This is a genomic window from Mycolicibacterium elephantis DSM 44368, from assembly GCF_004014805.1.
GTDB lineage: Bacteria > Actinomycetota > Actinomycetes > Mycobacteriales > Mycobacteriaceae > Mycobacterium > Mycobacterium elephantis.
Window position 1 is genome coordinate 92757 of the sequence record NZ_ATDN01000008.1, and the last position, 12424, is coordinate 105180.

The 12424-nt window shown below is 66.9% G+C and carries 10 protein-coding genes; 2 read left to right on the forward strand and 8 right to left on the reverse strand.

Going from position 1 to position 12424, the window contains the following annotated elements; all coding sequences use genetic code 11:
* Positions 1-10: 10 nt before the first annotated feature.
* Entirely contained in the window at positions 11-241 is a 231-nt protein-coding gene (locus tag MELE44368_RS07440; protein ID WP_046750891.1) for an MbtH family protein, read from the reverse strand.
* 922 nt (positions 242-1163) lie between these two features.
* On the opposite strand from MELE44368_RS07440, the gene MELE44368_RS07445 reads away from it, so the two are divergent.
* Positions 1164-2582: a cytochrome P450 gene (locus MELE44368_RS07445; RefSeq protein WP_128107919.1), complete on the forward strand. Its 1419-nt coding sequence runs from the start codon at positions 1164-1166 to the stop codon at positions 2580-2582.
* Positions 2583-2598: 16 nt separating this feature from the next.
* Here the strand turns inward: MELE44368_RS07445 and MELE44368_RS07450 are convergent, their stop codons facing one another.
* From MELE44368_RS07450 to MELE44368_RS07470, 5 genes are all read right to left on the reverse strand, one after another.
* A complete protein-coding gene (locus MELE44368_RS07450) occupies positions 2599-3873 on the reverse strand; it encodes a glycosyltransferase (protein WP_128107920.1) in 1275 nt (424 codons plus the stop codon).
* Positions 3874-3927: 54 nt separating this feature from the next.
* On the reverse strand, positions 3928-5208 hold the full coding sequence (locus MELE44368_RS07455; RefSeq protein WP_128107921.1) for a glycosyltransferase: 1281 nt from the start codon (positions 5206-5208) through the stop codon (positions 3928-3930).
* Positions 5209-5546: 338 nt separating this feature from the next.
* Positions 5547-7022 carry an MFS transporter gene (locus tag MELE44368_RS07460; RefSeq protein WP_128107950.1) on the reverse strand — a complete coding sequence of 492 codons (1476 nt, stop codon included), beginning with the start codon at positions 7020-7022 and terminating at the stop codon, positions 5547-5549.
* A gap of 415 nt (positions 7023-7437) precedes the next feature.
* On the reverse strand, positions 7438-8352 hold the full coding sequence (locus tag MELE44368_RS07465; RefSeq protein WP_128107951.1) for a sulfotransferase family protein: 915 nt from the start codon (positions 8350-8352) through the stop codon (positions 7438-7440).
* A 424-nt stretch (positions 8353-8776) separates the two neighbouring features.
* Positions 8777-9742 carry a sulfotransferase family protein gene (locus MELE44368_RS07470; RefSeq protein WP_241566512.1) on the reverse strand — a complete coding sequence of 322 codons (966 nt, stop codon included), beginning with the start codon at positions 9740-9742 and terminating at the stop codon, positions 8777-8779.
* Between the two features lie 210 nt (positions 9743-9952).
* On the opposite strand from MELE44368_RS07470, the gene MELE44368_RS07475 reads away from it, so the two are divergent.
* Positions 9953-10747 carry a GAP family protein gene (locus MELE44368_RS07475; protein ID WP_206613709.1) on the forward strand — a complete coding sequence of 265 codons (795 nt, stop codon included), beginning with the start codon at positions 9953-9955 and terminating at the stop codon, positions 10745-10747.
* A gap of 21 nt (positions 10748-10768) precedes the next feature.
* Here MELE44368_RS07475 and MELE44368_RS07480 read toward each other — a convergent pair whose 3' ends face one another.
* Together MELE44368_RS07480 and MELE44368_RS07485 are read right to left on the reverse strand one after the other, a co-directional pair.
* On the reverse strand, positions 10769-11530 hold the full coding sequence (locus MELE44368_RS07480) for a class I SAM-dependent methyltransferase (RefSeq protein WP_409366107.1): 762 nt from the start codon (positions 11528-11530) through the stop codon (positions 10769-10771).
* Positions 11531-11623: 93 nt separating this feature from the next.
* Positions 11624-12406 (reverse strand): class I SAM-dependent methyltransferase, encoded by a 783-nt coding sequence (locus MELE44368_RS07485; protein ID WP_128107924.1) that lies wholly within the window; start codon positions 12404-12406, stop codon positions 11624-11626.
* Between the last annotated feature and the right edge of the window lie 18 nt (positions 12407-12424).

The window sequence follows — 12424 nt, forward strand, 5'->3', positions numbered from 1 at the left end:
CCTCCGCCGTTTAGTTATCAACGGTCTTGCCCTGTGCCAACCTTTCACGCAGACTTTTCGGCCGTATATCGGGCCAGTTTTGTTCGATGTACTCCAAGCATGAAGCCCGATCCGCTTCGCCGTATACCACCCGCCAGCCGGCTGGAACATCGGCGAACGTCGGCCACAGGCTATGTTGCTCCTCATCGTTGACCAGCACAAAAAAGCTGCCCTTGTCGTCGTCGAAAGGATTGATGCTCAACAGTTCTCCAAACCAGCTAGTCGACGTAAGTGGAACAGGTTATGAATCTATCGGAGGGGAACGGCCTCGGTTCGTGGTTTTCGCAGAATCCTAAGTGTTAACTAGATCGCATTCCAGCTACGGCGCGCCGAGCATGATGATGGCGGTTCACTGGCGTTTATACGAAATCGGCAAGCGGCCGTGAAGGCCATAACACTCGCTGTTCGAAGCGCTCGACTGCCGCGTTGCAGGCGGGCATCACCCCGCGATGTCGGTGACATCCCGAGTTTTCTGCTCGGCCCGACACTTGGCTGACGGCGGTATCCGGTCACTGCGACGTCCTCAAATGATGTTCCGTGGTTCGGACGGTCCGAGCTCAGCCTCCAGCGGGTCCGAGCCGTCGTCAAAACGGTATGGACCCTTCAAGATTGGCTGGACCTCCGACGTGGCGGTCGCTCGGGAAGCCGCATCAACCCGCCCCTTCGGCGGCCTCAGCGGTGTATATCCCTAGCACTCCCGGCACCTTACGCCATCGTCAATCACCACGGCTCGCTTTACCCCAACGGCGCCGCGTCGGCGTGCCTGGACTAGCATGGGACGGCCAGTGATAGCAAGGAGCCTCGATCGACGACCGCGGCAGACGGATGTGACCGATCTCGTGCCGTGCGGGCGCTCAGCGCTCCGCCGAATCTGCCAATACCGTTGCGGTACTTATGGATATCGCCGAGATCGGAATGCTGTTGTCGTCGTCGACCGCGTGTTTGATCACCGGGTCGTGTACGTTCAGCCCCGCACTCGTTATGTTGGATTCCACCGTGACCTCCTGATCTGCACCAGCGGATCCGCTCGCAGGCAGCGCCGCGAAACGGCAAATCCGCGCCAGTTGCGGTCAGGAGCCGCCGGTGGGCTGGGCTTTTCACCGTCTAGTAGCTAGGGACCGCAGATGAGCGAAACCGCGCAAACCGTCCTACCGCCGGGCCCTCGGCTTCCCATGTTGGCGCAGTCCGCGTTGATGTTGCGTCACGGGTTGGACTATCTGACTGCCTGTCAGCGCCGCTACGGCGACGTGTTCACGCTGCGCCAACCCATGGTGGGCACGGTCGTCTACGTCGCGGATCCTGCTGTCATCAAAACGGTGTACGTCGGCGACCCGCGTGTCTTCCACGGCGGCGAGGGACACGAGATCCTTCGCGGCGTGCTCGGCGACAGTTCGTTGTTCGTCATCGACGAAGACGAACACCGCGACCGCCGTCGCCTGATGATGCCCGCGTTTCTCCGTGACGCGGTGGCGCGCCAGACCGATGCGATGGCCGAGATCGCTGCCGCGAACATCAGCGGATGGCCGGTCGGCAAGACGTTTCCGGTGGCGACCAAGACCGCCGAGATCGCGCTGGAGGTGATCCTTCGCACGGTTGTCGGCGCCACAGAGCCGGCGCGACTGGCTGCGCTGCGCGAGACCGTGCCGCGGCTGCTCTATCTGACCCCGTGGGAGACCCTGGCGATCGCGAAGCCCAGCCTGCGGAACCGTCGGCCGTGGCGGGCGCTGCGCCGGCGATTCGAAGAGGTCGACGCCCTGCTGTACGCCGAGATCGCCGACCGCCGCGCCGATCCGGACCTGGCCGAACGCACCGATGCGCTCGCCATGCTGGTCCGCGCCGCCGACGACGACGGACGCACGATGGACGACCGCGAACTGCGCGACCAGCTTCTGACCCTGATCCTCGCCGGTCACGAGACCACCGCGACGTCGCTGGCCTGGGCGCTGGAGCGACTGACCCGCCACCCGGCCGTCCTGGCCAAGGCGGTCGAGGCCGCAGACGCCAGCGCGGCGGGCGATCCCGCCGGCGACGAGTACCTCGACGCGGTGGTGAAGGAGACACTGCGGATCCGGCCCGTGATATTCAGCTCGGGCCGAGTGCTGACCGAACCGGCCGAGGTGGGCGGCTACCTGCTGCCGGCAGGCACCACGGTGGACGTGTCGATCGGGCTGGTGCACGCCAGCGCCGCCGTGTACCCGGATCCGGACCGGTTCGACCCGGAGCGGATGCTCGGTGCCGCGCTGAGCCCGACCACCTACCTGCCGTTCGGCGGCGGCAACCGTCGCTGCCTCGGTGCCACCTTCGCCTTGGTCGAGACGCAAGTGGTGCTCCGTGAGATTCTGCGCCGGGTCGAGTTGAGCACCACCACGGAGCCCGACGAGAAGCAGAAGCTCAAGCACGTCACGTTCGTCCCGCACCGCGGCGCGCGCATCAAGGTCCGCGCGTTCAGAAACGTCGCGCCGCCCACGACGACATCCGCGGCGCCGCGGTGCCCCGTCGAGCCCCAGAACGCCACCCAGTCACGGGACTTGCGAACGAGCTAGTCCGCCACCGGGTCCGCTACGAATCGGATCGCCGCCGGCCTTGGGCGAGCTTCTCCACCAAATCGGCAGTGGCGGCGACACTTTCCGCGGGCGTGGTCATCCGGGCGGCGACCTCACGCGCCCGGGCGGCGTACTGCGGGTCGAGGATGGTACGCAGATCGGCGATCAACGATTTCTCGGTCGTGGCCGATAGGCGGCGAGCGGTGCCGACTTTCAATTGCTTGATCCGCCGGCCCCAGAGCGTTTGATCCAGGTCCGTGGAAAGGATCAACGTCGGCACCCCGGCGCGCAGGCCCGCGGCGGTGGTGCCCGTGCCGCCGTGATGTACGACCGCGCGGCAAGCCGGAAACGCGGCCGAGTAGTTCATCGCGGTGACCACCTTGACGTGTTCGGAGCGAGGCACCGCGCCGAACTCGGTTCCGGCCGAACACACCAGTGCCCGCTCACCCAACTGGGCGCAGGCCGCGCTGATCATGGCGAGCGTTCCGGTGCCTGATTCGACCGGCAGGCTGCCGAAGCCGAAGAAGATCGGCGGTGTGCCCGCGGCGATCCAGGAGGCGACCTCGTCGTCGGCGTCGGTGGGCAGATCCAGGGTCAAGGCGCCGACGAAGGGCCGCTGGTCAGCCCATTTCGCCCATTCGTCGGCCAGCCCCGGAAAGCACACCTCGTCGTAGGCCTGGATCTCCAGGCAACCGCGTGCGGTGAGCCGCCACGGCGAAGGGGCTTTGGCCTTCGGAAGGTCGAGTTCACTGCGCTGGACGCCTTCGACCTTTCTGGCGTTGCGCCACGCCAACCACTCGGACACCTTCATCGCTGAACGACCCACTGGCGCAGGCAGGAACGGCACGAACTGGCCGTTGGCGCGCAGTGGGAACATGTGCATGGTGGCCAACGGGATGTCGTAGTACTCGGCGACGTTTCCGGCGGCATCCTCGAAGTTCACCCCGGTGAACAGCAGGTCCGCCCCGTCGGAGAGCGACGTCAGCGTCGCGATGATGTCCTTCCAGCACTCGAGGAAGGGTTTCACCACTTCGCGCCGGTACCTGACCAGGTCCTGCACCTTCCACAAGTTGCGGAAGAAGTGTGTCCAGAAGGTGCGGTGGGCATCCAGCACGGCTTGCAGGTCGGGGCCGTATGCGACCGCGGTCGGACCGGACGCCTCGGCGAAGGCGATCAGGTCCGGCGGGACGGCCATGTGTACTTCATGCCCGCGGCGTAGCAGCTCGCGGCCGACGGCCACCAGCGGTTCGATGTCACCGCGGCTTCCGTAGCTCGCCAACGCGAATCTCATCGCAGCACCTGACCGCTCACCTGGCAGCCGACCTTCACCGGCTCGTCGTCGTACTCAGGCCGCATCCTTGACGCGAGCGAACGCTTCGAGCAGGTCGGCCGCGGCCGCGACGCTCTCGGCGGGTTGGGTCATCTCCGCGCGGACCTCGCGTGCCCTGGCCCGGTATTGCGGCTCGAGGATCTTGCGCAGGTCTGCCACCAACGACTTTTCGGTCGTGGCCGAAAGTCGGCGGGTGGTGCCCACGCCCAGCTTCTTGACTCGAGCTCCCCACAGTGTCTGATCGAGGTCGGTGGACAGCACCAACGTGGGTACACCGGCGCGCAGGCTCGCTGCCGTGGTGCCCGCGCCACCGTGGTGGACGACCGCGCGGCAGGCGGGAAACGCCGCCGAGTAGTTCATCGTGCCCACCACCTTCACGTTGTCGAAGTGGGGGACGTGGCTGAAGTCGCTCGAACCGGCGCACACCAGCGCCCGCTCCCCCAGCTGCGCACAAGCACCGCTGATCATGGCGAGCGTGTCGGCGGCGGACTCCACGGGCATGCTCCCGAAGCCGAAGCAGATCGGCGGCGTTCCCGCCGCGATCCACGAGGCGACCTCGTCGTCGGCCTCCCCCGGCAGCTCCATCGTCAGCGCGCCGACGAAGGGCCGTCGGCCGTCGAACTGCGCCCACTCGTCTGCCAGCCCCGGAAAGCACACCGAGTCGTAAGCCTGGATCTCCAACACGCCTCGTTCGGCGAGCCGCCACGGCGACGGGCCGGTGGCCTTCGGCAGACCCAATTCACGGCGCTGCGGGTCTTCGAGCCGCTTCATCAAGGGCCAGCCCAGCCATTCCGACGTCTTCATTATCGACCGGCCCACCCGGGCCGGCAGGCCCGGAACGAGCTGGCCGTTGGCCCGTATCGGGAAGACGTGCAAGGTGGCGAACGGAACGCCGTACCGCTCTGCGACGTTGCCGGCGGCCTCCTCACCCAGCACGCCGGTGAACAGCAGATCGGCGTCCTTGGCCAGCGACGTCAGCGTCGTGTTGACGTCGTCCCAGCACTGGGCCAACAACCGCCAGTCCTCACGCAGCAGGTCTTTCAGGTCACCGATGCGCCAGAAGTTCCTCCAGAACTTCCGAAGGAAGCGCGCCCAGAAGTCGCGGTTCACGTCCTGCCAAACCCGCACATCGGGCCCGCAGGCAACGGCCGCCGGGCCGGCCGCCTCGGTGAAGCCGACCAGGTCGGGCGAGACCGCCATACACACGTCGTGTCCGCGGCGCACCAGCTCGCGGCCCACGGCGACACCCGGTTCGACATCACCACGAGTTCCGTAGAACGCCAACACAAACTTCATCGCCGAGTTTGCACCTTTGCTTCCCGTGCGGTCTGCTCCGACGAGCCCGGAGCCCGCGCTCCCAGCTCAGCCGCCCGGCAGCATAACCCGACACCCGCAGTACTGACTTGGAATCGCGCGTATTGGCAATCGCTCGAATGTGCCGAGAGAGCCGCCGTCGCCGATCTGAACTCCGGTGTGCGAGTTGCGCTTCGGACGCGTCGCCGAATCGTGTCTCGGCCTGTCGGATCCTACCGGATTCGTCCTGCGGGCCGGCCCGCCCTGGGTCTGCCCGGATCGGGGGCACGAGCAGAGCCACGCGTTCGAGGACGGGCGCGGCCCCCGCAGCGCGACGCTTGCTACACCGTCTCGGTCTCGGTGGCCTGCTTCCTGGCTTCCTGCACTCGCGCCACGTCCTGCGCGGTGTAGCCGATGAGCATCGCCACCACCCCGATGAGGACGACCACCCCGACCAGCCACAGCAGGCCGTAGGTCAAACCCGCGTCCAACGCGCGCAATTGCGCGTCGTTCATGAACTCGGGCGGTCCGCTGGTTCCGCCCAGATGCAGCGTGCGCACCGTGACGGCAGCCTGGACGACGACCAGCACCAACGGTCCGCCGAGGGTCTGCAGCATCAGCGCCACCGCGGACGCGGGCCCGATGCGGTCGAACCCGACGCTGGCCACCAGCGAGAGCGTGAGCGGGACGTTGACCATGCCGAGGCCGAGACCACCGAGGACGATCGGCACCAACAGGTTCGGGAAGTACGGCGCATCGCCGTTGAGCGTCGACCCGTACAGCAGCGCACTCACCACCAGAGTGCCGCCGGTGATAACGACCGCGCGCGGGGGGAGCCATGCCACCAGCCGTGAGGACGTCACCACGCCGACGGTCGTCGCAGCCGCGAACGGAATGAATGCGATGCCGGCCCGCAGCGGGCTGTAGCCCATGATGGTCTGCACATACAGCGAGACCAGCACGGCCAGTGTCAAACTCACCCCACCGACCAGGAACATGGCAGCGTAGACCGCCAACCGGTTGCGCTCCGAGAACAGGCTGAACGGCAGGATCGGGTTCTCGGCGGTGCGCTCCACCCACAGGAAGGCAACGAAGGAAATCAGTGCCACCACACCCGATCCGATCGTGATGGCCGAATCCCAACCCTGCTCGGGGCCGATGGACACCGCGAAGACCGCGGCGGTGCTCGCCACCGTGGCCAGCACGGCGCCCTTCGCGTCGAGCTTCATCAGCTCCGTCTGGGTTTCCCGCAGCGTGGTGACGGCCAGGTAGATCACCAACAGCCCGATCGGCACGTTCACCAGGAACGCCAGGCGCCACGACACCTCGGTGAGCGCGGGACCGACCACCAGTCCGACCACCGCGCCGACGCCGCTCATCGCGCCGAACACGCCCGCCGCCGCATTGCGGACGGGGCCCTTCGGGAACGTGGTGACGATCAGCGCCATCGCCGTCGGCGCCACGATGGCCGCCGCCGCGCCGTGCAACAACCGGGCGCCGACGAGCACGGGTCCCTGCCACGCCAAGCCGCACAACGCCGACGCGAGGGTGAACATCGCGATCCCGAAGATGAAGACGCGTTTGCGGCCGAAGGTGTCACCCAGGCGGCCGCCCAACAGCATCAGGCCTGCGAATGCCACCACGTAGCCGGTGATCACCCAGCTGCGTCCGGCGTTCGACAAGCCCAGTTCGTCCTGGATCTGTGGCAGCGCGTATACCGCCACGGGGCCGTCCATGAACGCCATCAGCAACACGCCGCCGATCGCGATGACCACGCCGACGAACTGTCGAGACAGCAGCGAGGTCGACGGGTCCATGGTCGATGGCTGCACCGGGGTCCGTTCGAGCGGCGCCGCAGTCGCGCGCTCGGCGCTGTCAGTCACCGGCTGACCGTATCAGTCCGGGCACGAGCACAAATTGAGAACTTCCCATTCCGGTTCGTTGTCCGGGCCACAGTCGAAGTCTGCCATTGCGCATGCGCCGGCCACCGCAGGCGCGATACGAGGCCGTGGCACGTCGGCTGTGACCGTACGGCGTCGAAGGTCGACTCCCCCAGCACACTTCGCGCCGTTCGTCGCCGGCGGCCGGGAGGCGCGAACACCCGGACACGGCGGGGCGGGGCCGTTTCACGCGAACCAGCGGCGGGTGCCGCGATCGGGTATGAGGGCCGGTCGGCGGCCATCACCCGGGCGTACCGGGTGCTGCGGCTTTGCTGATGCCGTGGGGGGGTTGCTACGCCCACGTGCCGCGGCGACGGTGCGCCAGCGCAACGATTTCGTGGCGCAGTTTCAACAGGGACGGGCGGATGACCCTGTTGATCTTGTACAGGCGCTGGTAAGTCTCGAACGCCGCCCGAAAACCCTGTTCGCTGGTCCGGTACGCGTCGAAAACGCGATCCAGTGCGGCCTGGTCGACGGGCTCGTCGCGCGTGGCCGCCTGCATCGATCCGTGCGTGACGGAAAACCAGTCCGTGCCGAAGGGCTCGGGTACCGGCCCGGTGCGGGACTGACGGTGCAGGTCCGGGGTGAGGAAGTCGTCGACCGCGCCCTCGTCGCGGGTGTTGAGATCGATCCCGAGCGTCACCGAGATCCGCTTCACCTCTCGGCGCCAGTCCTCGAGGAGTTTGGCGTAGTCGACGAACACGCGCGGCAAGTCCCGGGTGACTCGCTCGGACAACAACGAGTACTTCAGCCACACCGGGCTACCGAGTTCCGGCGGGATGTGAAAGGCCGCCGCGGCCGACGGGATGGACTCCTGCGGAGGCCGCACGGCGATCACGACCGCGATGTCGAACCCGGACAGGCGCGCCGCCTCGAACCACAAGTCGGACAGCAGCGTCACATGCCCGTCCTTGACCACCACCGCCGGCGCGGCGGGCAACGTCGAGAGAAACTCCCGGATCTCGGCGATGCAGGCAGCCCGCTCCGCAGCGTCGAACGCCCCGTCCTGCTGCAGGCGCAGGGACGGGTCGAACGCAGTGCTGTTGTGGCGGCGCACGATCTTGTTGTTGAGGTGAATGGACTCGCGCGGCTCCCAATAGCCGCGCTGATTGTTCCGATCGGCGCCGGCCATCTTGGCCGGAAGCGCGGCGCCGCACAGCGAGAGCACCCGGGTCAGCGCAGAGGTTCCAGACCGGGGCGCCCCCATCACGAACAGCAGGACCGGGCGGCCGCTCTTCTCCACGCCGGTCACGAAGACGACCCCGAGTTCGATGCCGTCGACGGCAGCGCAGGAGCGCGGCGCCCCACCATATGGGCCTCCAACGTCTTTCGGCTCTGACTCATAGCGGCAGAATAGACGCAGGCCCGCGAAATTGTCGTGAATCGCCGGGCAAGTGGCCGGTTGCACTCGACGGGACACGACCGTCGCCCACCAGCGCGGCTGCTCGTCGGCATTACCCTCCCCGCGCCGCCCGGCTGTCCATCCAGCCGAGTTCAGCTATTCAAAGTTGGTTTCGGACAACGCGTTTCGATTCGGCTGGCATGGTCGGCGCCGTCAGGACCGCTGACGCCGCTCGACCCACCGAATGCTCGTCTTTCCCGAGTGGTGTTGACCGACAGGTGATTCCGCCTTATGCCCATGTGCCGCGGCGGCGGTTGGCGAGCGCGCGGACCTCGTAGATCATCTTCATGACGGACGGCCGGAAGTAACGGTTGGCCTTTTCGATGCGTTGGTATCCATCGAACACCGCTCTGAAGTCGCGTTCGTTGACCCGGTACTCGTCGAAGACGCGATCGAGCACGGCCTCGTCCCAGGATTCGTCACGCGCGGCGCGCTGCAGCGTTTCGTAGGTTGTCGAAATCCAGTCCGCGCCGAACAGGTCGGTCACCTGGTTGTTGTGGCGCTCGTGACGCAGGCCGGGTCTGAGGAACTCCTCGATGGCGCTTTCATCACGGGTACCCAGGTCGATCCCGAGCGCCGACGAAACCCGCTTCATCTCCCGCCGCCAGTCCTCGAGAAGGTTGACGTACTCGACGAACACGCGCGGCACGCCGCGGGTCCCCGCTTCGGTCAGCAAATTGACCTTCAGCCACAACGCGCTCGAGAGCTCCGGCGGGACCACACTGCGCTGCGCAACCGAGGCGGCGACCTCCTGAGGGTGACGGAGCGCATTCACGGCCGCCACATCGAAACCGGCAAGCCGCGCCGCCTCGAACCACATGCCGGTCATCAGCGAGATCCGCGGGTCCTTGATGATGACGAACGGCGCGTTCGGCAGCGTCGCGATGAACTCCCGGATCTCCTCGACGCAGGCGGCCTGCTCGGCGGCGTCCAGCGCACCTGCTTCCTGCAACCGCAGCGTCGGATCGAACCCGCTGCTGCCGAAGCGGCGCAGGATTTTCTCGTTGAGGACGTTGGCTGCTCGCGGCTCCCAATGACCGAGCGGATTGTCGGGCATGGCACCGACGAGTGCCGTCGGCAGGGCACCGCCACACAGGGAGAGCACCCGCGCGAGTGCCGAGGTTCCAGATCGGGCCACACCCAGCACGAACACGATCGTCGGGCGCGCGTCGCCGCCTTGCGCGCCAAAAGTCACGCGCGCCTCCCCGCCCCGAATACGGCGAGCAGCACGCGAGCGTCGTGCTCTTTCACGAGTCCTCCACGATCAGGGATCAGGCCGGCCTGGTACAGACGAGGCATCAGAAGCGACCGTCTCCAGGTTGTCGGTTGCTGCCGCGACATTGAACCATGAAGTTCTTGGCGTATGCGACTTCGAGTCCTTGATCGGTCGGTAGTGTTCCGGGCCGTGTGGAGTCCCCTGTTGGCACTGGCCTTCATGTTCGCCGTCAACCCGGTGCTTCTTGCCGTGATCGTGCTGATGATCTCGCGGCCGCGCCCGGTGCAGAACCTGCTGGCCTACTGGCTGGGCAGCCTGATCGTGAACTTTCTCGGCCTGCTGGTCCCGCTGCTGGTGCTGCACCTGACCCCCACGTTGTCGACGTTCTCCGAGGACATGGCGGCCCCGGGTCAAAGCTCTGCCGGGCGGTTCATTCAACTCGGCATGGGTGTGCTCATGCTCGCGTTCGCCGGTTTTCTGGTGGTGCGCTCGGTGCGTGAGCGCGCACGCGTACCGGCGCCGGCCGGTGACGTTCCGGTGCTGGTGCCGGACCGGGCGACCGAGGAGCCGATCTCCGCCGCGTCGCCGTTCGGCAATCCGGACCACGGGGCGGCTGAGGGTGGCTCGATATTCCGGCGGCTGCAACGCCGCCTCCAGAACGCGTGGGAAAGCGGCGCGTTGTGGGTCGCGTTCGTGTTCGGCCTCGGCGGCCTCCCGCCGCCCATGCTGGTCTTCATCGTGGTCACCTCGATCGTGTCCTCGGGAGCCGCGGTCGCCACGCAGTTCATCGCGGTCGTCGTCTTCGTGATCGCAATGTTCGCGGTCGTCGAATTGACCCTCGTCAGTTACCTGGTCGCACCGGCGAGAACCCTTGCGGTGCTGCGCCCGCTGCACGACTGGGCGCTGGCGCACCGGCGGCAGGTGCTGATCACGATCTTCGCCGTGGTCGGGTTGATCTCGGTGGTCAACGGCATCCTGGGGTGACACCGCGGCCTGCGGGTGGGGTCACCGTGCGCGGCTCGCGACGGCCACCGTCGGGCCGAAGCCTCGCCGAGACCGGAACTCGACGGTGATCGCCGGGTCGGCGTGCTGGGCGAGCGCGCGCAGGGCCGACGGACTGTAGGCACGTAGCGAGCTGATGAAGCCGTCGTGCTGCAGCGGCGACAGCTTGGTGAGCGGCAGCACCACCGCCAACAGCATCAGGTGCAGAGGCGCCGGGGGCCTCGGCAGGTCGACGATCAACAGCTTCTTGGCCGCCCGGGTCCCTGACGCGAAGACTCGGGCAGCGGCTTCGGGCGGCAGGTGGTGTAGCGACAGGGCGAACACCGCGAGGTCGTAGTGGCCCTCCGGGGCGTCGATCGCGGTGGCGTCCATCTCGCGCACCGTGGCGCGGGGGTGGCTGCCGAGCTCACTGGCGGCGGCACCGGCCACGAACGTCGGGTCGATGTCGGTGACCGTGACCTCAGCAGTGGGGTGCTTGTCCAGCAGCGTGCTCGACAACCCGCCGAGCCCCGCTCCGAGCTCGAGGATCTTCGGGCAAGGCACGTCGGCCACCTCATCGAGCACCATCCGGGCGCACTTGTGGTGAATACCGATCCAGCGTCGCCTGCCGGCCCGGTCGAGTGCGGCCATGACCTTGCGCTTGAGGTGGTCGACGTCGTCACGGTCCAGGTACTCCAGCCGGTCGGTCTGCAGACGCCGATCCAGCCAGGAGGCATCCGGCCCACCCCGGGGCATGCTCGCAATGTCGCGGGTGCCGCTATCCATGTCGACCATCATGGATCACGGCGGCGAACGCCCACGTACCGGTGCGGGAGTGCCACCGTGGGGACGCCGACTCAGTCAGGCCCCCTGTGGACTTCATCGAGGGAGGTCGCGTCGTCGCGAGTTGTTCCTGACCGTGACGCGCCCCGCAGAAGCATCGCGTGCGAACGCTCGGGTACGCCGGATCACGACGACGTGGCCGTCCTTGAAATGTGCCGGGCTGGTGGCGAACTCGTAGTGGCCGTACAGGACATCGGCGACCGCCCTGACCAGACCGACGAACGTGAAGCCGTTGTAGAGAGTCCAGAAGTCGCAGTAGACGTCTTCGACGACGTATGCGCCGTCGGCCGTCAACGCAGTGTCGAACAGGCACCGGAACGATTCCGTCATGTGGTGGCACGCTTGACTTCCCACATCGACGATGACGTCGAAGGGCCCGAATTCGTACGCCACGTCGCTCAACAACGCGCGGGCCTGACCATCAGCGAGCCGGACCCGAACGCCGTCTGGATTCGCGATCTTCACGAACTTCGAGTCGACGTCGACGCCGACGACGAGGGAGTCGGGGTGAAGAAATTCCCGCCACTTCTCCAGTGAGTCTCCGTAGAAGCCACCGATCTCCAACAGCCGGACCGGCCGCGTTCGATCGACGACAGATTCGTAGATTCTCCAGTGGTCCGGCAGCTGGTGGACGCGGGGGGTGCGGTCGACCACCTCGGTGATCTCGGTGTGTAGTTCGGTGTCCACCGCCGACCATGTGGTCGTTGACGCGAGGTCGGCGCCCAGGTTCCGCAGCATCTGGGTTCGGCCCCGATAGCGGCTGCGCCGAGCGATCGGGGAGAACTTCACCACGACGTTGAGGAAGGGCGGCCCGGTCACCGGATCGATCGACTCCGT